Genomic DNA, 21,765 nt, shown 5'->3' on the forward strand with positions numbered 1-21,765 from the left:
AATAGCGACATCCACATAGAGGAAAAAACTTATATGAGATTAGGTAAAATTGTAACCCTGTTGTTAGCTGGATTTCTGACTTTTAGCTCATTAAATTCTTTTGCTGCGACAAAGGATTCAAAAGCTAAGTCGAGTATCTCAACAAAGAAGCAAACAGCTTCTAAAGCAACAAAAAAGACGGCAAAAATTGCCAAAAAAGTCACGACGAAAGCCACAAAAAAAGAGACTGCAACGATTAATAAGCAATCGCCAAAGAATCTACATAAACAGGTTATCAATAAACATTTTCAAACAGGTGTAGCGAGCTATTATGCGAACAAATTTAATGGTCGCCGCACCGCAAATGGTGAAACCTTTAGCAATGCAAAATTGACAGCTGCACATCGAACGCTACCTTTCGGCACGTTGATTGAAGTAACTAATTTACGCAATGGGCGTTCGGTTATTGTACGGGTAAATGATAGAGGTCCTTATGCTCACTCTAGAGTGCTTGATTTATCATCATCAGCAGCTAAGCAAATTGGTATGCATCATTCAGGTGTAGCTAAAGTCAAAATAGCAGTAGTAAATAAAAATGCGAATTTAACAAAAGACCTTTATGCCCTGTATTAATTTAAGAGGAATTTAGACGAATTTATGAAAAAAACATTAGTGAAAGCTGTCAGTGTTGTCAGTCTTGCGGTATCAAGCATTGCTTACGCTGATTTAAATACCAACTTTAACCTACAAGCTCCACAAATTAATGCACAAACTTATATTTTGATGGATTACAATTCTGGGGAAGTATTAGCTAGTTTAAATCCTGACCAACGTCAATATCCGGCATCATTAACCAAAATGATGACTAGCTATGTGGTAGGCGAAGCATTAAAAGAAGGGAAAATCAGCAACAGTGATATGGTTACAGTAACGGAAAACTCTTGGGCACAAAAGTTTCCGGGTTCTTCATTAATGTTCTTAGATTTGAACACTAAAGTTTCTGTTGCAGATTTAATGAAAGGCTTGATTATCGTGTCAGGTAACGATGCATCTGTAGCTCTTGCGGAACACGTTTCCGGCTCTGAAGCCGCATTCATTAATGAAATGAATAAATATGTACAGCAATTTGGGTTAAAAAATACACATTTTACGACGGTGCACGGCTTAGATCACCCGGAGCAATATTCTTCAGCTCGTGATATGGCAATTATCGGTGCTCACATTATTCGTGATCACCCTGAAGAATACAAAATTCACGCAGAAAAAGAGTTTCAATATAACATCAAAAAACCACAATTAAACCGCAATGGCTTATTGTGGGATAAAACCATTCAAGTTGATGGTTTAAAAACAGGTCATACTGACAAAGCCGGTTATAACTTAGTAGCTTCAGCGGTTAATCCAAATACTCGCTTGATTTCTGTTATAATGGGCGTGCCAACTTACAAAGGGCGTGAAGTTGAAAGTAAAAAATTACTCCAATGGGGCTTTGCAAACTTTGAGACCATCAAATCACTCCCAGCGGCACAATCTGTTGCAGAGCAAAGTGTTTATTATGGTGAAGTGAACAAAGTGCAGTTAGGTTCGGTACAAGATAGTTTTGTAACCATTCCAAAGGGCAGAGCGGCAGACTTAAAAGCTCGTTATGAGTTAGAGAAGAAAAACCTTGAAGCTCCTTTAGTAAAAGGGCAAGTAGTCGGTAAAATGATTTACCAATTAGATGGTAAAGATGTGGCAAGCACTAACTTACAAGCACTACAAGATGTTCCGGAAGCCGGTATTTTTGGCAAAGCGTGGGATTGGATCGCTTTAACTGTGAAGAGCTTATTTGATTAATCTTGTAATTTAGTATTTTATCCCCATTTAAGGTGGAACAGATCAAGCGGTGTGATTTTGCAAAAAATTTGCAAAATTTCACCGCTTACCGTTTAAAAATAAGGATCCAAAATGTCTCAATCAAAAGCAATCAATTTACAAGATTTACCACAAGCTAAATTAAAAGATTTATTAGAGTTTCCGTGCAATTTTACCTTCAAAGTAGTGGGAGCAAACCGTGAAAATTTAGTTGATGATGTGGTGGTTGTTACCCAAAAATATGCCAAAGGCGATTATAACCCTCGTGAGCAAAAAAGTTCTAAAGGAACATATAACTCGGTTTCTATTGATATTATTGCCGAAAATATTGAGCAAGTAGAAACTCTCTACACAGAACTCGCCAAAATCAACGGTGTGAGAATGGTACTGTAATAACAAGGGCGAATTATTTCGCCCTCAATTTTTCAATAAAGTTACGTTGGAAAATAGAAAATGAAATTGATTATTCGACAACTTGGTATTCAACCTTACGAAGACGTTTGGCATCAAATGCAAGCCTTCACAGACAAGCGTAATGAGAATACTGATGATGAAGTCTGGTTGGTTCAGCACCCGGCAGTGTTTACGCAAGGTTCTGCGGGCAAACCTGAACATCTGCTGAATTCAACTAACATTCCTGTGGTGCAAAGTGATCGTGGAGGGCAAATTACTTATCACGGCGAAGGGCAGCAGATTATGTATGTGCTGATTGATATCAAGCGACTGAAATCTCAAGGTAGAGAGGTATCGGTTCGAGATTTAGTTACAGCACTTGAGCAAACGGTCGTGAAAACGCTTGCTGATTATGGTATTGAAAGTTACCCAAAAGCCGATGCACCGGGTGTTTATGTGAATGAGAAAAAGATCTGTTCGCTTGGTTTACGCATTCGTAAAGGTTGCTCTTTTCACGGTTTAGCTCTTAATATCAATATGGATTTAACGCCTTTTAAGCATATTAACCCTTGTGGTTATGCAGGGCTTGAAATGTGTCAGCTAAGTGAGTTAATCAATCGGAATGATTTAGATTGTTCAGCGGTTTCTCCCAAATTAGTCGCCCACTTTAGTGCGATTTTGGGCTATAATGACATACAATTTATTAACAACTAGGATATAAAATTTTAATGGTTACGGCTACAGCTCAAGTTACGGCAAAAAAAATGAGCCCTTTTAAAATGGAAAAAGGGGTGAAATATCGTGATGCCGCTAAAACCTCCGTTATTCAAGTCAGAAATATTGATCCAGACCAAGAATTACTCAAAAAACCGGAGTGGATGAAAATCAAACTTCCGGCAAACTCGGCAAAAATTGATAGCATCAAAAACGGAATGCGTCGCCACGGCTTACATTCTGTGTGTGAAGAAGCCTCTTGTCCAAACTTACACGAATGTTTTAACCACGGCACAGCAACCTTTATGATTATGGGCGCAATTTGTACCCGTCGCTGCCCGTTCTGTGATGTTGCTCACGGTAAACCGTTGCCGCTTGACCCAGACGAGCCACGCAAAGTGGCAGAAACCGTGCAGGATATGAAATTAAAATATGTGGTGATTACTTCGGTGGATCGCGATGATTTACCGGATCGTGGTGCAGCGCATTTCTCAGCAACCGTGCGTGAAATCAAAGCGTTAAATCCAAACTGCAAAGTGGAAATTTTGGTGCCGGACTTCCGTGGGCGTGTTGAACAAGCGGTCGAAATTCTCAAACAAAATCCACCTGATGTGTTCAACCACAACTTGGAAAATGTGCCACGCTTATACCGTGAGGTTCGCCCGGGAGCGGATTATAAATGGTCGTTAGAGTTGCTGAAAATCTTCAAACAAGAGTTCCCGAATATTCCGACTAAATCAGGCTTAATGGTGGGCTTAGGTGAAACTAACGAAGAAATTTTAGAAGTAATGCAAGACTTACGTAACCACGGTGTAACAATGCTGACCATTGGGCAATATCTACAACCAAGTCGCCACCACTTAAAAGTAGAACGCTACGTTCCACCGGCAGAGTTTGATATGTTCCGAGAAGAGGCTGAAAAAATGGGCTTTGAACACGCTGCTTGCGGTCCATTCGTCCGCTCTTCCTACCACGCAGACTTACAAGCAAAAGGCGAATTGGTGAAATAACATCGATAAGGGCGAATATTATTCGCCCTTTGTTTTTGCTATTTGCAAAGTTTTTGGAAAATTATTCACAATCCTTGTAAGGATTGTTCACAGCTTCGCTGCCGTTGGCAGAGCCAACGTTCAAAAAGCGGTGCTTTTTGTGCACCGCTTGTAGCTTCTCTACTTTATCCTTCTATAAATTGATGTCGTATAAATCAGTTGTTGCGAATTATTTTCATTGACTATTTGTTACAGGAAGCTACAATTCAGCTTTCCATTTCTTTTTTGGAGTTCCAATGAAAAAATTACTATTAAAAAGCGTATTTGCTGCAACATTATTGGCGTTCGGTGCAAGTGCGAATGCTGAGATTAAAACTATCACAGATGTATTAGGGCGTGAGGTAAAGGTTGATGTGCCAGCTAAACGTGTTGCTCTGACTTTCTATTATCCAGACTATATTGCGGTAACAGGTGTTGAAAATTTCGATAATGTCGTGGGAATTTCCCGTGAATTTTGGGAGAAATTCAACCCGGGCAGTTGGGGATTATTTTCAGAAAAAATGCCAAACTTAAAAAATATTGCGGATATTGGTTATGTGAATAGCGGGACGTTTTCTACTGAAAAAACCATCGCATTAAAACCTGATGTGTTAGTTTTACCTGAAATCCAATATCAAGCATTATCAAGTGAAATTCCACGCATTGAACAAGCAGGAATCCCTGTTGTAGTGGTGGATTTCAACGCACAAACTGTTGAAAATCATACTAAAAGTGTGAAAATTTTTGGTCAGCTTGCGGGTACTGAAGAGCGAGCAGAAAAAATTGCCAAAGAGTATGCGGAAGGCATTGCGGATATTCAGAACCGTATCGATAATGCAAAAGTGAGCAAACCGAAAATCTATGTTGAGTTTGGTAATAAAGGCCCGAAAGAGCATAGTTTTACCTTTGGTAAAAATATGTGGGGCGCCATTGCTGAAACGGTACGAGGCGATAATATTAGTGCCCCATTTGTAGAAAACTGGGGGCAGATTAATCCTGAGCAGGTGTTAGTTTCTAAACCAGAAGTGATTATGATCTCTGGTACGGAGCTCGGTAATGATACAAACTCTGAGATTATGTCGATGGGGATCAATATTGAAGAAACTGATGCTCAAAAACGTTTGAAAGGTTTTATGGAGCGTACAGGCTGGAAAGAGTTACCTGCGGTAAAATCAGGTCGTGTCTATGGTTTATACCACACAGCGTCTCGCTCAATTTCAGATTTAGCCAGCTCACAATTTATGGCGAAAGCACTTTATCCTGAATTGTTTAAAGATATTGAGCCTGAAAAAACGTATTTAGATTTCCACAAAAACTACTTACCAATTGAGCCAAAAGGCACTTTCTTTATTCAAATGAAATAAAAGCAACAAGCGGTCATTTTACAAAATAAATTTGCAAAATGACCGCTTGTATTTTCCCTTACTATTTGCGGTTCAAACAGCAATCAATATTTAAACATTTGCGAAGTGGGCGGATAATTGGGGAACCGTTTCCATCATATAAAATCTCAATATTGACATTATAAAGTCTTCGAATAATATCGCATTCCAACACATCACAAGCTCTGCCTTGTGCTTGAATTTTGCCCTCGCTTAATAACATCACACTATCAGAAAATTGAGCCGCAAGGCTTAAATCGTGCAGCACCATAATAGTGATTAAATTATTCGCTCGAGTATAGGCGTTCACATATTCAAGCAAGTTGATTTGATGATACATATCCAACGCACTGACAGGCTCATCAAGCAACAAAATATGTGGTTTACGCAATAATACTTGAGCGAACATTACCATCTGCCGTTGTCCACCGCTCAGCCTCATAATATCTTGATGAGCTAAGTGTGAAATGCCGAGTTTATCCATAATATCAACGGCTTCATTGAGTAATTCATCGCTAATATACATATTTAGGCTATCAAGTTGCCCTAATAAGATGACTTCTAGGGCACTTAGAGAGGCTTCTACTTGCGTATCTTGTGGCATATAACCAATTTTCTTACGCCAGCTATGCAAGTGGCTTGAAGTTAATTTATTGCCGTCAAAATCAATTGCCCCTTGATGAGCAATTTCCCCAAACAGTGTTTTAAGTAGAGATGATTTACCCGCGCCATTTGGTCCAAGTAAAGTATAGATCTTACCTTGTTCAAAATGTAGATTGATTTTGTCTGCTACTACTAAGTTTCCACGCTTAATCGTAACATCGTTTAATTTGAGCATAGAAAATCCTTATCGTTTCGCTAACACAATCCAGAAAAAGAACGGCACACCGACTAACGCTGTAATAATGCCGACCGGAAATAATGCACCCGGCACAAGGCTTTTTGATAGCACGGAAGACATTGAGAGAAATGCCGCCCCGACTAACATAGAGCCGGGTAGAAAAAAGCGTTGATCTTCGCCTAATAGCATTCGGGCAATATGAGGAGCGACCAAGCCAATAAAACCGATAATGCCCACAAAACTAATACAGGTGGCGGTCATAATTGATACAATCAGTAGAGTTTTCATTCGCAACCAAGTCAAGTTAATACCTAAGCTCAATGCTCGAGCCTCCCCCAAACGTAAAGCGGTCAGTTTCCACGCATCTTGAAGGAGCAATAAAATACAGACTGCGGTTACGCCAAAGGCAATTGAGATAGTTTGCCAAGTGGCTTTAGTTAAATTGCCAAACAGCCAAAACAGAATTTGCTGGGATACTTCAGGGGCAGAAATAAATTGCACCAATGAAAGTAAAGACTGAAATAAAAACAATAACGCAATTCCGACCAGCACTAACATTGCCGAGCTAAAACGCCCCAAGGAAGAAAAGGCAAATAAAATGCCAGAAGAGAATATTGTCATTACAAAAGCCCCAATGGGTACTGCGATTTCGGTGGGTAAACCAAAACCACCAAAGGCAATCACAATTGAGGCTCCAAAGCCAGCCGCTGCAGCTAAACCAAGAGTATAAGGGCTTGCCATTGGATTATTGAGCAAAGTTTGAATTTCAGCTCCCCCGACACCAAGGGCTGCCCCAACTATTAATGCCATTATCGCCATTGGTAATCGTAGCTCATAGACAATAATCTTGGTGGTTTCTTCAATTTTTCCTAATTGGAATAATGCTTTCCAAACCTCATTAAAGGGAAGTAGGGAAGGACCGGTCATAATGTCAAAAATCAGGCTGAGTAAACAAATGAGTAAGAAAAAGAGCAATAAAAAACCGCGTTTTTTTTCGATAGCTCGCTGTTTTTTAGCGATCTGTTGAGGGGAAAGCATTGTTTGCATAAAAATTTAATGTTTGAGAATTATTATCAGACAGGATAAGAGAAAAGTTCTATAAATTCAAGGATATCCGAGATAGTCACTAAAGTATTTTACTAAATTCTTGGATCGCTCTCTCTTTTACTATGAAAAACTCTTTAATCGACATTTCTTCTAAAAGAGTATAGTTTTTCTGAATTTCACTAACGGCATTTCTTAAAATTTCTCCCTTTTTAACTCTTGATGACATTCCTAAGAATACTTTTTCTAAAAAAACCAAGTCAGCATAACTACTCAATGCATTGCGAGTTTCCAGCCAATTAAACATTGGCATAAAGTTTTCAGGAAAAATGGCTCGATGTTGATTGATTTGTTGAAAGATTTTGCTTTGAATTGCATTCAAATCTTTACCAAATAATGATTGAAAATTTTTAGCCAAAAAATGATCAATCATAATATCTGATACAATGCCTTTATAAAGTCCGAAGCTATCTCGTAGTAATCTAGCGGTTAAACTAGCTTGCCTGTCGCAAATTTTATCAATTAGGCGGTGCAATACGACACCGCTTTTTAAATCATCAGCTAAGTCAAGGTTGTGAATTAAGCCTTTATAAAAATCGCCGGAAAAATTGCCATATAAGGTTTGCTGGTTGGTTTTTGCATCAATTTCAAACGAAATTAATGAGTGAGCAAGAAAATTCATTTATGCCCCGAGTTCTGTTTGCTGATATTCATATCCAAACTCGTTCGTTTCCCCTTTCGCCACAAATTCAAACAAATGCGTAATGCAGTTTGGGGCGTCGCTGTCTTGGTGAGACACAAATAAAAGCTGTGTTTGGCTGTTATTGACAAGCTGTTCGATAAACTGTTTCACCAGTTTGCGGTTAATGCCGTCCAAGCCTTGCAGCGGTTCGTCCAAAATCAAAATCGGCGGGTGTTTGACCATCGCTCGGGTAATCAGTAGCAAGCGTTGTTGTCCCCACGAGAGCGAGCGGAACGGTTTTTTCGCCACACTCGCCAAATTCAACCGTTCCAGCCACTCCATCGCTTTGAGCTGTAAGCTGTTCGGGATCTGCTGATAAACGCCAATACTGTCGAAAAAGCCGGAAATAATCACATCAATCGCTGCACAATTTACCCGATAATCCATATGTAATTGGCTGCTGACGTAGCCGATGTTTTTCTTAATATCCCAAATGGTTTCGCCGCTGCCTCGTTGGCGACCGAACAGGCGGACTTTATTGGCATACGATTGTGGATGATCGCCGGTGATAATTGAAAGCAGGGTCGATTTACCCGCCCCATTTGGTCCTTTAATCCACCAATGTTGTTTAGGGTGAACTGTCCAGCTGAGATTATCTAAAATCTTCTTCTCTCCATATTGGATATTCACATTTTCCAGCTCAAACGGATTGATATTTTCAGGTAGAGAAGTAAGTGGAGCAGCACTTTCCGGCAGTGGCACATTTACATTTTCTTCTGCAAATTTTAGCTGAGAATAGACCGCTTGTTGTTCGATTTCTGCTCGTTTTCCTTGCAAAATCAGCGACAAGTTATCTAATAAGGCAATATGATTAGCAGCATCAGGAATGTCATTGAAACGATTTACAATCAGCACTAATGCCATTTTAGCGGGAAGCTCGGAAATTAATTGCGTCCAATACTGTACGGATTGCTGATCTAAACCCTCAAAAGGCTCGTCTAAAATCAGCAAATCAGGATCGCTCACCAACATTTGGCAAAATAGCACCTTGCGACTTTCGCCGGTGGAGAGATGAATAAAAGGGCGATCCAGTAAGTGCTGAATATGCAGTTTTGCTGCATATTCCTCACATAATGCGGTTTTAGAGCTACCGTTTAAAATCACTTGGCGTGCGGTTAAGCCGAAATCATCGGGCGAGATAGTATCGTTGTTACGATCTTTGAAAATCTGCTCAATAATTTTTTGTTGTTGCTCGAAAGAGAGTAGCTGAATATTTTGAAAGCGGTTTTCATATTGCCCTGAATATAGCGAGAGTTTGCCTTGTAAGGCAAGAGAAAAAGCCGTTTTGCCAGAGCCGTTGCCGCCTACAATCACCCAAAAGGTATTTGGTTGAATAGTGAGTTCATCAATGGTTAGCTTTTGATGTTTAGCAAGCGAAAACTGAGCCTCTTTAATGGTTAAATGTTGTGAGTGCATATTTATTTTTCTCTGAAATTAAAGTTGTTCGCCTACTTTAAACCAATCCGCTCTACCATTGAGGAAATCTTGTACCGACATTGGTTTTTTGCCCGCCGGTTGAAGTTGGGTAATATTCAACACACCGTCTTGAGTGGCAATTTGAATGCCGGTTTTATCTACATTCACTACTGAACCCGCTACTTTATTTTGGTGAGGTAAAACATTGGCTTGGTGGATTTTGATGCTTTGTTCAATTCCTTCCACCTCTAACGTTAAAAAACTAATAGGCCACGGGTTGAAGGCTCGGATATTACGCTCTAGCTGTATAGCAGATAAATTCCAATCCAATTTTGCTTCTTCTTTAGAAAGTTTCTCCGCATAGTTAGATTGGCTTTCGTCTTGCTTTTGTGCTTTGAATGTCTGATTTTCTAAGCCATTTAATACCTCAAGTAACGCAGGAGGAGCAAGCTCGGCAAGTTTGGCGTAAAGTGAGGCGGAGGTTTCATTAGGCTCAATCGGTGTTGTTACTTTATGTAGCATATCGCCAGTGTCTAAGCCGATATCCATTTGCATAATGGTTACACCCGTCTCTTTATCTCCTGCCCAAATAGAACGTTGAATTGGGGCAGCTCCACGCCAACGTGGCAAGAGTGAACCGTGAACATTTAAGCAACCATATTTAGGGGCATTTAATACCACTTCAGGCAATATTAAACCGTAAGCTACAACCACCATTACATCTGCATTTAAGGATTTAAGTTCTGCTTGAGCTTCTTCTTTACGGAGCGATTTCGGTTGAAAAACCGGAATGTTATGAGCTTCAGCAAGCTGTTTTACCGGGCTTGCTTGTAATTTTTTGCCTCGTCCAGCCGGTTTATCCGGTTGGGTGTAAACGGCAATCACGTTATGTTCGGAATTTAATAAAGCTTGTAAATGTTGAGCGGCAAAATCAGGCGTGCCGGCAAAGATAATATTGAGTTTTGACATAGTATATTTGTTCAAGTTATCAATGAAAGGGGTATTAAACCATTAAACAGCACAAATAAAAAGTGGCTTTAATGTGGTATTATTACAAGGTTAAAATTAAGAGATGCAAACAATGGAATTTTTTATCCCCAAAGCGGATACAATTTTTGAAGAAGAGATCAAAAAAAGCCGTTTTATTACCTATATTCGCCATACTGAGGGTATGGAGTACGCTAAAGCCTTTTGGCAAGAGATGAAAGTGTTGCATCCACACGCCCGCCATTGGTGCTGGGCAACGGTTGCCGGTACGCCGAATGATTCCCAACAATACGGTTTTTCCGATGATGGCGAGCCGTCCGGCACGGCAGGTAAACCAATGTTAAATTATTTGCTCGGTTCAGGCTTGGGCGAAATTACTGCGGTGGTGGTGCGATATTACGGAGGCATTCAGCTGGGTACGGGCGGATTGGTGAAAGCCTACGGTAACGGTGTTCAGCAGGCATTATTGCAGCTGGAACGAATTCGTAAAGTTTTGCGAAAAAACTACCGCTTGCAGTGTGAATATGAGCAGTTTAATACCATTTCGCATCTAATTAGCGGACGAGATATTGATATTATAGAGCAGCATTTTGGGGAGAAAGTGGATTTATTGCTTGCTTTCAACCCAACAGAATTTGAGCCATTTTCTGAAGAGCTTACCCAGCGTTTTTCGGGCAAATTGACTTTAATTAAAGAAGACATCTAAGTTATGCAATTTTTTTCCATTATTCGTATTGTCGGCATTTTAGTGATGTGCTTTTCGTTCACAATGCTTGTGCCGGCAACGGTTGCCCTGATCTATGGTGATGGCGGTGGGCGAGCCTTTTTAGAAGCCTTTGTGCTGAATTTTTTAGTCGGCACACTGCTTTGGTGGTTGTGTCGCCATAACAAAAATGAGCTACGATCTCGAGAAGGTTTTTTAATTGTGGTGCTGTTCTGGGTAGTGCTAGGGCTACTGGGGGCTGTGCCTTTTATTATTTTAGAAAATCCTGATCTCAACGTAGTGGAATCGATTTTTGAATCTTTTTCCGGCTTAACTACCACAGGGGCAACGGTGATTACAGGGCTAGATAGTCTCCCGAAAGCGATTTTGTTCTACCGCCAATTCTTACAATGGCTCGGCGGAATGGGGATCATCGTATTAGCGGTAGCAATTATCCCATTACTGGGTATTGGTGGAATGCAGCTCTACCGTGCCGAAATGCCAGGTCCGCTTAAAGAGCAAAAGATGCGACCTCGCATTGCCGAAACGGCTAAGGCACTATGGCTCATTTATTTAAGTTTAACCTTATTGTGTGCTTTTGTTTTTTGGCTGGCTGGAATGAGTGCTTTTGATGCGATTTCACATAGCTTTTCTACCGTTTCGATTGGCGGATTTTCCACTCACGATGCCAGTATCGGCTATTTCAACAGCCCGGTGATTAACTATATTACTGTCTTTTTCTTACTGCTTTCCGCTTGTAACTTTGCTTTGCATTTTGCAGTAATTGACCGCTTGCGTGATAAGCAATCCAGAAAAAGAGGGGATATCCTAAGTCGTCTTTACTGGGGGGATTATGAATTCCGCTTCTTCTTAATTGTGCAATTTGGACTGTTTTTGATTTGTACAACAGTGCTGATGGCGTACAGTTATTTTGATACCGCTTCGGTAACTATTAGCCAAGCGTTGTTTCAATCGGTTTCAATTTCTACCACCGCAGGTTTTACCACCAATGATTTCAGCCAATGGTCTTCTTTTTTACCGACTTTATTGGTGCTTGCCTCGTTTATTGGTGGTTGTGCCGGCTCAACAGGTGGTGGTTTGAAAGTAATCCGTGTGTTACTGCTTTATTTACAAAGTAAGCGAGAAATCCATCGTTACATTCACCCGAATGTTATTCAACCAATCAAATTAGGCAAACACGTGCTTTCGGAACGTGTTGTGGACGGCATCTGGGCATTTTTCTCTGCTTATTTTTTTGTATTTGTGATTTGCTGGCTAGGTTCTATTGCCTGCGGAATGGAAACCTTTGATGCCTTAAATGCGGTTATTGCCACGCTCAACAACTTAGGTCCTGCATTAGGTAATGTGAGTAGCAACTTCACCCAAGTACCGGACAGTGCAAAATTAGTGCTCACTTTTGCGATGGTATGCGGGCGTTTGGAAGTATTTACTTTACTGGTTATTTTAAGCCCTGTATTTTGGAAAGACTAATGAAAACCTTAATTCTCTATTTTACGACCGATGGTCAAACAAAAAAGATTGCCGAACGATTGGCAGATAGCATTACGCACGACGTTGAGTTGATTTCTCTGAAAGATCAAGCGGTCGATTTTGGTGAAAAAATTGCAAATGCCGATCAAATTGTGATTGGTGCTTCCATTCGCTATGGGCATTTTAACCCGCTGGTTTATCAGTTTGTGGAACAGCATTATGTGGTGTTAAATCAGAAGAAAACAGCTTTTTATGGCGTAAATCTGACCGCTCGTAAAGCGAACCGCAATACGCCGGAAACCAATACCTACATTCGAAAGTTCCTCGCTAAAATCAAATGGCAACCAACACAGGTGGAAGTGTTCGCCGGAGCGTTATTCTATCCACGATACAATCTGTTCGACCGTGTGATGATCCGCTTTATTATGAAGATCACCAAAGGCGAAACGGATACCAGCAAAGAGTATGAATATACGGATTGGCAAAAAGTGGAGAGTTTTGGTGAAAAATTAAACTTTCAGTGATTGTAAATATGATCTAAATCAAAGAAGTGTAAAGTTTATATAAATTTTAGCAATTTTGATTATAATAGCCGCCCACCAGATCCTTGATGGGTCACAATTCAAAATCTTAATTTCTAAATTAAAGGAAAGCTAAATGAGCATTTTAAAAGAGTTCCGTGAATTTGCGGTAAAAGGTAACGTTGTAGATATGGCTGTCGGTGTGATTATCGGCGGTGCATTCGGTAAAATTGTTTCATCATTAGTAAGTGATGTTATTATGCCACCAATCGGTATGTTAATTGGTGGGGTAGATTTTAAAGATCTCGCTATCGTGTTAAAAGAAGCACAAGGTGAAGCAGAAGCAGTAACGTTAAAATACGGTGCATTTATCCAAAATGTATTTGATTTCTTAATCATTGCAATTGCAGTATTTGGTATGGTAAAAGTACTCAATTCACTGAAGAAAGCTCCGGTTGAGGAGCCAAAAGCACCTGCAGAGCCAACAGCAGAAGAGAAATTATTAACCGAAATCCGAGATTTATTGAAAAAATAATTGTAGATTTGAAGATGGAAGGACTGTGTAACAACAGTCCTTTTTCTTTTTCCGAAAGCCTAAAATGAAAAACCGACTATTGCTAGTCGGTTTTTCATATCTATTCGATATTACGCTAATTTTTTGATTTGCGCGCTCAATTTAGATTTGTGGTTAGCGGCTTTGTTAGCGTGGATTAAGCCTTTAGACGCCATACGGTCTACGACTTTTTGCATTTCAACGAAAGCGGCTGTTGCTACTGCTTTATCACCGGTTGCTACTGCTGCGTATACTTTTTTGATGAATGTACGCATCATTGAGCGTTGGCTTGCGTTGTGTTGGCGGCGTTTTTCAGATTGAACCGCACGTTTTTTTGCTGACTTGATATTAGCCAAGGTCAAACTCCTAAAATATCTGTGTAAAAATTAGATATAAACCGTTTTGGTTTATATTGCCTATCGATAGTTTTTAATTCATTTTCAACGAGACACGTGCTTGAAAATAACACCGTTTTTCTGATAGAAAACGATAGGGCGAGATTTTAACAGTTTTTTTCTGATTTTCCTATAACAAACTGCTAAAATTATGATCGATTTTTAGGATCGCACTACAAGCGGTCTGATTTTTCAATAATTTTACCAATATTACACTCTATTATTATGAGCAAAAAACTTTTAAGATTAGGAATGATCGTAAGCGGAATGACCTTAATTTCACGCATTTTGGGATTAATTCGCGACATTGTGGTAGCAACCCTGTTAGGTACAGGTGTGAGTGCCGATATTTTCTTATTCGCCAACCGTATTCCTAATTTTCTCCGTCGTTTGTTCGCCGAAGGGGCATTTTCCAAAGCCTTTGTTCCCGTGTTGGCGGAATATAATGCCGATAATGACCTAAACAAAACCAGAGAATTCATCGCCAAAGTATCGGGTACACTGGGAGGCTTAGTAACTATTGTTACCCTTGTGGCAATGGTTGCCTCGCCTGTGGTGGCTGCCCTATTCGGAACAGGCTGGTTTTTAGATTGGTTGAATGATGGACCAAATGCGGAGAAATTTACCCAAGCTTCTTTTTTGCTGAAAATCACTTTCCCTTATTTGTGGTTTATCACCTTCGTAGCATTGTCCGGAGCAGTGCTTAATACCATCGGAAAGTTTGGCGTAATGGCGTTTTCGCCGGTATTGCTGAATGTGGCAATTATTGGTGTGGCGTTACTGGGTAGAGATTATTTCGACTCGCCGGATGTTGCTCTTGCGTGGGGGGTATTTTTAGGCGGATTATTGCAATTCCTGTTCCAAATTCCGTTTATGAAAAAAGAGGGATTATTGGTTAAGCCAAAATGGGCGTGGAAAGATGAAGGGGTAACGAAAGTTCGTAAATTAATGATTCCTGCTTTATTTGGAGTTTCAGTTACCCAATTAAACTTATTGCTCAATCAAGTGATCGCCTCATTTTTGATTACCGGCTCAATCAGTTGGATGTATTACGCTGACCGCCTCATTGAGTTTCCGCTTGGTTTATTTGGCATTGCGATTTCCACTGTAGTGCTGCCAAGCCTTTCCCGAATTGCTAAAAATAAAGATCTGACCGAATTACAACGGGGTGAGAACTTCCAAAATACAATGGATTGGGGCGTGCGAATGGTGTTATTGCTCGGTATTCCGGCGATGATCGGTATGGCGGTGCTTGCTCAACCGATCATTATGACGATGTTTATGCGAGGTAAATTCGGCTTTGAGGACGTGCTGGCAACCTCTTATCCGCTTTACGTAATGTGCTTGGGGCTGAACAGCTATATGTTGATTAGCGTGCTGGCAAACGGTTTTTACGCTAACCAAAATACCAAAATGCCGGTGAAAGTGGGGATTATTGCCGCTATTAGCAATATTTTTTTCGGATTAGCATTCGCCCCGTTTTTAGGCTATATCGGCTTAGCGTTGGCATCGGCTTGTTCAGCGTTAGTAAATGTGAGCTTGCTTTACTTCCACCTAGCAAAAAACGGATATTATAAAGTGAGCCGTACCACCATTATTTTTGTGCTAAAACTATTGATTGCTGCTTGTGTGATGGGGGCGTTATTGGCTTATTTCACACCTGCCATTGAAACTTGGGTGTTAATGACACTATGGCAGAAAATTTACTGGCTGGTTTGGCTGATGATTTTAGCCGCCGGTAGCTATTTTGTAGCAATTATTACCTTAGGCATTCGCAAAAAAGATTTTAGAGCAGCAGAATAAATGTTGAAATTAAAAATACCACCGCCGGTTTGGTTTCTACTTTGTGCGGCATTAATGTGGGGGATTAAGCGAGTTTTACCGGTCCATTTACCCAATTATCAGCACCCCATCATATTTATATTAGGGGCATTGATTGCAGTAATCGGGTTAATAATTGCCGTATCAGCAGTAGTTACGATGAGAAAAGCAGAGACAACTTCAAGCCCTTTTCAGCCACAACATACCTGCCAGATTGTAGATTGGGGGATTTATCGTAAAAGCAGAAATCCGATGTATCTTTCACTATTGTTAGGCTTAATTGTGTGGGCGTTGTGGCTTGGTTCGATTTTTGCGTGGTTCGTTCTGCCACTATTCGTTGGGCTAATTACCCATTTTCAAATTAAACCGGAAGAACAAATCCTCACACAAAAATTTGGACAACTTTATTTAGATTATGCAAGTCGGGTGAGACGCTGGCTTTAAAATACAAGCGGTTAGATTTTAATAGAAATTTGCAAAATTTTCCGAAAATCTAACCGCTTGTTTAATCGTTGAAGACTTAGTCTAAATTATTGACATCAGCCGTCATTAAGTTGTGCGAGTTATCCATCGCTAAATTAATAAAGCGTTCATACTGTTGTAGCACGTCGGCAATTAATTCTTCTTTGGTCATATATTGCACATCATAGCCCTCTCGCCCGTCTAGGAAATAAGTGATCGGCTCGTAAACCATATTTTCTTCAATATTCGGTAAGTTATCATCGCCTACAACTAAATCGGATAATTGACGTGGCACACTTTCAATACCGTAGATGAAATTACGTAAATTCTCTTTTACCACCTCAAACTCTAGTTTAGGGTTATTCTGGTTGGTAAAATTCATTTTTGCGGTTAAACCATAGCTTTCAAATTCCTCAATTAATTCAAGGAAAGCAGGTCTTGCGACTTTAATAAAGAAGTGGCGAACATCTTGTTGTTTACTTGGATTAACAATTTTTTCCAAACGTTGTTTCCAATCTTTACCTGCCCAATTTTGGCTGCCTTGAGAAAGTTTTTTATTGAAGTATTGGTTATCAACCATTAAACCTTTCCATAAGCCAACGCAAAGAATAAGCATAATAAACGTAAATGGCAGAGCGATAATCAACGTCATTGTTTGTAGCGATGATAAACCGCCTGAATAAAGCAATGACAGTGCCAATACGGCGAGCAACACACCCCAGAGAATAGTCTGCCATTTCGGGGCTTTTTCTTCCCCTTGTGAGGCAATGCTGTTAAGCACAAAGATACCTGAATCGGCGGAAGTAATGAAGAAAATAGAGATTACAACAACCGCAACGAAAGAGGCAATGATGCCAAACGGTAATTGCTCAAAGAGCGTAAAGAGTAGTTGTTCTGTGTTATTGCTTACTTCAGCTAATGCTCCGGCGGTTTGTTGATCAAACCAGATAGCAGAGCTACCAAAGCTGGTCATCCATAAAATGTTAAACAGCGATGGTACGAATAACACGCCTAAAATAAATTCACGAATGGTTCTGCCTTTGGAAATTTTAGCGATAAATAAGCCGACGAACGGAGCCCAAGAAGCCCACCACGCCCAGTAGAGAACTGTCCAGCCACTTAACCAGCCTTGACTTTCAGGCTCATAAGCGAATGTTCGGAAACTGAGTTCTAGCAATGAGCTAAAGTAGTAGCCTAAATTCTCGGTTAAACTTGAGAACAGGAATAGCGTTGGACCCGTAACAATGACAAAAATCAGTAGTAAGCCCGCAAGGGTTAGATTGATTTCACTTAAAATTTTAACGCCTTTTCCAACTCCTGTAATAGCAGAAAATACGGCTAATGACATCGCCACAATAACCATTACCGCAAGCACTGCAAAACCACTGTTTTCAATTAACCCTAAGTTATTAAAGCCGGCACTCACTTGCATAACCCCGAAGCCGAGCGTGGTAGTTAAACCAAAAATAGTGCTACAAAGGGCGATAACATCAATCGTATGTCCCCAAAAGCCTGAAATACGGTGCTTTAGTAGTGGGTAAAAGCCGGAACGAACCGTAAGTGGTAATTTGTATCTAAAACCAAAGTAAGCCAGAGCGAGGGCGATTACGCCATAAATTGCCCACGCGTGAATTCCCCAATGGTAGAAAGTAGTAACCATCGCTTCTTTTGCTCGTTCTGCTTGCGTTAAATTTTCGTGTACAGGCTTGAGATAATGCAGAATCGGCTCAGCAACGCCAAAGTACATTAATCCGATACCCATACCGGCGGCGAATAGCATCGCAATCCAAGAGCCAAAACTAAACTCAGGTTCATCAGTATCTGCCCCTAATTTAATATCGCCTAAGCGGCTGACAGAAAGAAAAATCAGAAACAGAAAAAAGATTGAGCCGGCAAAAATGTAGAACCAACTAAAATTTTTAAAAAGGATATTTTTAATTGCATCAAGGGAGGCTTGTGCAGTCTGAGGAAAGACAATACAGAATATCGCCACAAAGCCGACAAAAAAGACACTAGGAAGGAAGATAGGTGCTTTAAAGGTACTTCCTGTTTGTAATTTTTTGATGAAATCCAATGGTATTTACCTCTATCATTTATTATTCAGAAGTCCGAATATAGCAAAAAGTTATAAAAATGACAAATTAGGTAGAATTTGTAATAAGCATAACTTTTGTAAAAAAGTCGTAAAAAGCAACCGCTTGCACATTCATTATTTGTGAGTAGAATATTTTTTATTTATAAAAACAAAAAGACAATGCATACACAACATAGTGCTCCCAAAATGGTTTTACCCATTTTACTTTTGATCTCCCTTTCTCATTTGCTGAATGATTTAATTCAGGCGGTAATGGTCTCAATTTACCCGATGCTGAAACAAAATTATCAACTGAGTTTTGCTCAAATCGGTATGATTTCGTTAATTTACCAAATTACCGCATCTATTATTCAGCCGGGTATCGGGCTTTATACCGATAAATACCCAAAGCCAAATCTGTTACCCATTGGTATGCTGATTACGCTTTTCTCTGTGATTTTACTTGCCTTCGCTCCTAACTTTGGGGTATTGCTGATAGCGGCTGCGTTAATGGGTATTGGCTCTGCGATTTTTCACCCCGAAGCCTCTCGAGTGGCTCGAATGGCATCAGGTGGGAAATTTGGTACAGCTCAATCTCTTTTTCAAGTGGGAGGAAATAGTGGCTCGGCGTTAGGTCCGCTCTTGGTGGCGTTATTTATTGTACCGTTAGGGCAAAATGCGGTGATTTGGGTTGTCGTATTTGTATTATTAGCCTTATGGATTTTATATAAAGTGAGCCGTTGGGTAAAATATGAAGCTAAACCGCTCGTTGTTTCATCAAACCATATTCAACAACGTTTGCACGGCAAATTATTAGCTAGGGCATTATTAATTATTGCCTTATTAATGTTAGCGAAATTTATTTATATCGCCAGCCTTAGCAACTATTTCACTTTCTATTTAATGGAAAAATTTCAGTTGAATATGGCAACTGCACAGCTCTATCTTTTTGCCTTTTTAGGGGCGGTGGCAGCAGGCACTTTTGCCGGCGGACCGATTGGCGATAAGATCGGACGAAATGCGGTAATTTGGTTCTCTTTCTTAGGAATGGCACCTTTTGCATTATTATTGCCTCACGCCGATTTGTTTTGGACGATTGTATGTGCAATTTTCGCCGGCTTTATTATGTCATCGGCGTTTTCGGCAATGGTGGTTTATGCTCAAGAAGCGGTGCCGGGTAGAGTTGGGCTGATTTCAGGTACAATGTTTGGCTTAATGTTTGGTATTGGCGGCTTAAGTGCTGCTGTATTAGGCTTTTTTGCTGACGGATACGGCTTAGATGCTATTTTTAAAGCCTGTTCCTATTTGCCGTTGCTCGGCTTTGCTGCATTAGGATTGCCGAAACGAAATATTTAATGCTTTTTAGTGTTTTTTGCTCTGGTTTTTTTCATACTGAGTAAGAAAATAATGACACCAATCCAAACCAAAATGTAGCCAACCGAACGTTCGGCAGAGAGTTTTTCATTAAAGATCAGCACGCCACATAAAAATTGTAATGAAGGTGAGATGTATTGCAACATACCGAGTAAAGACATTGAAATGCGTCTTGCCCCCATTGCAAACCAAAGTAGTGGAATGGTGGTGGCAGCTCCTGAGCAGAGTAGTACTGTCATTTGCAAACTATTGAGTTCGCCGAATACTAAGATGTTTTGGTTATAACAAAAGCAAAGGTAGGCTATTGCAAAAGGCGACATCAGCAAGGTTTCAAGGGCTAAGCCCGATAATGGCTCCATTGGGGCGAGTTTGCGGATTAGCCCATAAATACAGAAACTGGCGGCTAAGATGAGTGCTACCCAAGGCACTTGCCCTGCAGGAATTGCCAGCCATAAAATGCCTGCTATCGCAAAACCGACAGAGAGCAATTGAGCTTTATTTAATTGTTCTTTGAGTACCAAATAGCCAACAAATACATTGAAGATTGGGTTAATAAAATAACCAAGGCTGGCATCTAAAATGTGCTCGTTAGTAATTGCCCACAAATAAGCCAGCCAGTTCAAGCCAATCATAAAAGAAGAAAGGAAGAAGATTCCCAACACTTTGGGCTGTTTGAAGGCATTGATTACTGCTCGCCCCTGTTGGAAAATCAGCAATAGAATAATGGCAAACACGGCAGACCATACCACACGCTGAGCCAAAATCTGCTCAGCAGGCATTCCCGATTGATTAATCGGATACCAATAGATCGGAAATGTTCCCCACGTTAAATAACATAGTAGAGCATAGTGCCAACCTTGTAATTTGCCTGAAATATTCATTTTGCTTTCCTAAAAGAGAGGTTACAAGCGGTCATATTTGTTGATTTTTTTGCAAATTGCAAATAACAAAATGCCATAAAAAACTAGGCTTTTTCGATACCGAACGAAATGACCTCTTCAATTTTCTTTGCATTCATCGCAAGCATTAAGAGCCTATCTACTCCCAGTGCGACACCCGAACAGTTTGGAAAACCTGCTTTGAGAGCCGCTAGGAAACGCACGTCTAGCTGTTGTGGTTCAAGTCCCATTTTTTCTCGTTGTAAATTGTCTTGCTCAAAGCGATGGATTTGCTCGTTTGCATCATCTAATTCGTGAAAGCCGTTACAGAGTTCTAAACCTTTGTAATAAAATTCAAAACGTTCGGCAACACGATGATCTTCAGAGCTTATTTGTGCTAATGCGGCTTGAGTAGAAGGAAAGTGATAAACCGCCGTTGGACGATCTTGCCCGATATTCGGCTCTACTACTTCACTGAATAAAAATTGTAACAAGGTTTCACGATTTTCGTCATCTTCACATTGCAAACCGTGCTTTCTCGCTTTTTCAACTAATTGTGCTTTAGTGGCAGAAAGCGGATCTAGCCCAACGTGGGTTTGGAAGACAAACTGGTAGCTAAAAGATTCCGCCGGTTCGCAATCTAAAATCTGTTGTAGTAAATCGTCCACTTCATTGATTAAACGATACATATCAAAATGCGGACGATACCATTCCAACATTGTAAATTCAGGATTGTGGCGTTTGCCTGCTTCTTCATTACGGAACACTTTGCAAATTTGAAAAATCGGACCGCTGCCTGCTGCAAGCAAACGCTTCATATGGTATTCAGGGCTTGTCATCAAATGGAGTGTTTTCGCCTCGCTGCTAAACGGCGATAAAAATTGTGTGCTGAACGTAGAAAGATGTACGTCAGTAACCGAGAATTCACTTAAAATTGGGGTTTCTACTTCTAAAATGCCACGATCGGTAAAGAATTTACGCAATTCAGCAATAATTTTAGCACGTTGAATGAGATGAGGGATTGAGGCGGTAGGTTGCCAATCAATGTTATCGAGTTGTAAATTATTCATAAAAAATGACCGCTTGAAAATGTATCGCTATTTTAGCCTAAAA

General features: G+C 40.3%; 22 protein-coding genes. 13 read left to right on the forward strand and 9 right to left on the reverse strand.

The window, feature by feature from the left end; genetic code table 11:
- Window positions 1-33: 33 nt before the first annotated feature.
- From ICJ55_RS02500 to ICJ55_RS02525, 6 genes are all read left to right on the forward strand, one after another.
- Complete coding sequence (locus ICJ55_RS02500; RefSeq protein ID WP_188157194.1) at window positions 34-612, forward strand: septal ring lytic transglycosylase RlpA family protein; 579 nt, start codon at window positions 34-36, stop codon at window positions 610-612.
- 24 nt (window positions 613-636) lie between these two features.
- On the forward strand, window positions 637-1,815 hold the full coding sequence (locus tag ICJ55_RS02505; protein WP_188157195.1) for a serine hydrolase: 1,179 nt from the start codon (window positions 637-639) through the stop codon (window positions 1,813-1,815).
- A gap of 111 nt (window positions 1,816-1,926) precedes the next feature.
- Window positions 1,927-2,226 (forward strand): DUF493 family protein YbeD, encoded by a 300-nt coding sequence (ybeD, locus tag ICJ55_RS02510; RefSeq protein WP_188157196.1) that lies wholly within the window; start codon window positions 1,927-1,929, stop codon window positions 2,224-2,226.
- Window positions 2,227-2,286: 60 nt separating this feature from the next.
- The gene (gene lipB / locus ICJ55_RS02515) at window positions 2,287-2,940 is read left to right on the forward strand and encodes a lipoyl(octanoyl) transferase LipB (RefSeq protein WP_188157197.1); all 654 of its coding nucleotides are present in this window, start codon (window positions 2,287-2,289) and stop codon (window positions 2,938-2,940) included.
- Between the two features lie 14 nt (window positions 2,941-2,954).
- Window positions 2,955-3,950: a lipoyl synthase gene (gene lipA, locus ICJ55_RS02520; RefSeq protein WP_188157198.1), complete on the forward strand. Its 996-nt coding sequence runs from the start codon at window positions 2,955-2,957 to the stop codon at window positions 3,948-3,950.
- Window positions 3,951-4,225: 275 nt separating this feature from the next.
- Complete coding sequence (locus tag ICJ55_RS02525; RefSeq protein ID WP_188157199.1) at window positions 4,226-5,332, forward strand: ABC transporter substrate-binding protein; 1,107 nt, start codon at window positions 4,226-4,228, stop codon at window positions 5,330-5,332.
- Window positions 5,333-5,393: 61 nt separating this feature from the next.
- On the opposite strand, the gene ICJ55_RS02530 is transcribed toward ICJ55_RS02525, so the two are convergent.
- From ICJ55_RS02530 to fmt, 5 genes are all read right to left on the reverse strand, one after another.
- Window positions 5,394-6,188 carry an ABC transporter ATP-binding protein gene (locus ICJ55_RS02530; protein ID WP_188157200.1) on the reverse strand — a complete coding sequence of 265 codons (795 nt, stop codon included), beginning with the start codon at window positions 6,186-6,188 and terminating at the stop codon, window positions 5,394-5,396.
- Window positions 6,189-6,197: 9 nt separating this feature from the next.
- Window positions 6,198-7,238, reverse strand: coding sequence for a FecCD family ABC transporter permease (locus tag ICJ55_RS02535; protein ID WP_188157201.1), 1,041 nt, complete (start codon window positions 7,236-7,238; stop codon window positions 6,198-6,200).
- A gap of 79 nt (window positions 7,239-7,317) precedes the next feature.
- Entirely contained in the window at window positions 7,318-7,917 is a 600-nt protein-coding gene (locus ICJ55_RS02540; RefSeq protein WP_188157202.1) for an acyl carrier protein phosphodiesterase, read from the reverse strand.
- A complete protein-coding gene (gene modF / locus ICJ55_RS02545; RefSeq protein ID WP_188157203.1) occupies window positions 7,918-9,393 on the reverse strand; it encodes a molybdate ABC transporter ATP-binding protein ModF in 1,476 nt (491 codons plus the stop codon). It lies immediately after the preceding gene.
- A gap of 18 nt (window positions 9,394-9,411) precedes the next feature.
- Complete coding sequence (gene fmt / locus ICJ55_RS02550; protein WP_188157204.1) at window positions 9,412-10,362, reverse strand: methionyl-tRNA formyltransferase; 951 nt, start codon at window positions 10,360-10,362, stop codon at window positions 9,412-9,414.
- Between the two features lie 112 nt (window positions 10,363-10,474).
- Between fmt and ICJ55_RS02555 the strand changes: the two genes are divergently transcribed.
- The 4 genes from ICJ55_RS02555 to mscL all read left to right on the forward strand — a co-directional run bounded on the left by ICJ55_RS02555 (window position 10,475) and on the right by mscL (window position 13,630).
- Window positions 10,475-11,086, forward strand: a complete 612-nt coding sequence (locus ICJ55_RS02555; RefSeq protein ID WP_188157205.1) for a YigZ family protein — start codon at window positions 10,475-10,477, stop codon at window positions 11,084-11,086.
- A gap of 3 nt (window positions 11,087-11,089) precedes the next feature.
- A complete protein-coding gene (locus tag ICJ55_RS02560; RefSeq protein ID WP_188157206.1) occupies window positions 11,090-12,574 on the forward strand; it encodes a TrkH family potassium uptake protein in 1,485 nt (494 codons plus the stop codon).
- A complete protein-coding gene (hemG, locus tag ICJ55_RS02565) occupies window positions 12,574-13,098 on the forward strand; it encodes a menaquinone-dependent protoporphyrinogen IX dehydrogenase (RefSeq protein ID WP_188157207.1) in 525 nt (174 codons plus the stop codon). The genes ICJ55_RS02560 and hemG overlap by 1 nt, the downstream gene beginning before the upstream one ends.
- Before the next feature lie 133 nt (window positions 13,099-13,231).
- Complete coding sequence (gene mscL / locus ICJ55_RS02570) at window positions 13,232-13,630, forward strand: large-conductance mechanosensitive channel protein MscL (RefSeq protein WP_188157208.1); 399 nt, start codon at window positions 13,232-13,234, stop codon at window positions 13,628-13,630.
- Between the two features lie 110 nt (window positions 13,631-13,740).
- Here the strand turns inward: mscL and rpsT are convergent, their stop codons facing one another.
- The gene (gene rpsT, locus ICJ55_RS02575) at window positions 13,741-14,004 is read right to left on the reverse strand and encodes a 30S ribosomal protein S20 (protein ID WP_025236938.1); all 264 of its coding nucleotides are present in this window, start codon (window positions 14,002-14,004) and stop codon (window positions 13,741-13,743) included.
- A 264-nt stretch (window positions 14,005-14,268) separates the two neighbouring features.
- Between rpsT and murJ the strand changes: the two genes are divergently transcribed.
- Together murJ and ICJ55_RS02585 are read left to right on the forward strand one after the other, a co-directional pair.
- On the forward strand, window positions 14,269-15,846 hold the full coding sequence (gene murJ / locus ICJ55_RS02580) for a murein biosynthesis integral membrane protein MurJ (protein ID WP_188157209.1): 1,578 nt from the start codon (window positions 14,269-14,271) through the stop codon (window positions 15,844-15,846).
- Window positions 15,847-16,308 carry a methyltransferase family protein gene (locus ICJ55_RS02585; protein ID WP_188157210.1) on the forward strand — a complete coding sequence of 154 codons (462 nt, stop codon included), beginning with the start codon at window positions 15,847-15,849 and terminating at the stop codon, window positions 16,306-16,308.
- Between the two features lie 76 nt (window positions 16,309-16,384).
- Here the strand turns inward: ICJ55_RS02585 and ICJ55_RS02590 are convergent, their stop codons facing one another.
- On the reverse strand, window positions 16,385-18,400 hold the full coding sequence (locus tag ICJ55_RS02590) for a BCCT family transporter (protein ID WP_188157211.1): 2,016 nt from the start codon (window positions 18,398-18,400) through the stop codon (window positions 16,385-16,387).
- Window positions 18,401-18,580: 180 nt separating this feature from the next.
- Here ICJ55_RS02590 and ICJ55_RS02595 point away from each other — a divergent pair, with 180 nt between their 5' ends.
- Window positions 18,581-19,756, forward strand: a complete 1,176-nt coding sequence (locus ICJ55_RS02595; protein ID WP_188157212.1) for an MFS transporter — start codon at window positions 18,581-18,583, stop codon at window positions 19,754-19,756.
- Here ICJ55_RS02595 and rarD read toward each other — a convergent pair.
- A complete protein-coding gene (gene rarD / locus ICJ55_RS02600) occupies window positions 19,753-20,655 on the reverse strand; it encodes an EamA family transporter RarD (protein ID WP_188157213.1) in 903 nt (300 codons plus the stop codon). The genes ICJ55_RS02595 and rarD overlap by 4 nt on opposite strands.
- 83 nt (window positions 20,656-20,738) lie before the next feature.
- The gene (gene epmA / locus ICJ55_RS02605) at window positions 20,739-21,722 is read right to left on the reverse strand and encodes an elongation factor P--(R)-beta-lysine ligase (RefSeq protein WP_188157214.1); all 984 of its coding nucleotides are present in this window, start codon (window positions 21,720-21,722) and stop codon (window positions 20,739-20,741) included.
- Window positions 21,723-21,765: the final 43 nt, after the last annotated feature.

Origin of the sequence: Mannheimia bovis, assembly GCF_014541205.1 — a bacterium.
In the GTDB taxonomy this organism is placed as follows: domain Bacteria; phylum Pseudomonadota; class Gammaproteobacteria; order Enterobacterales; family Pasteurellaceae; genus Mannheimia; species Mannheimia bovis.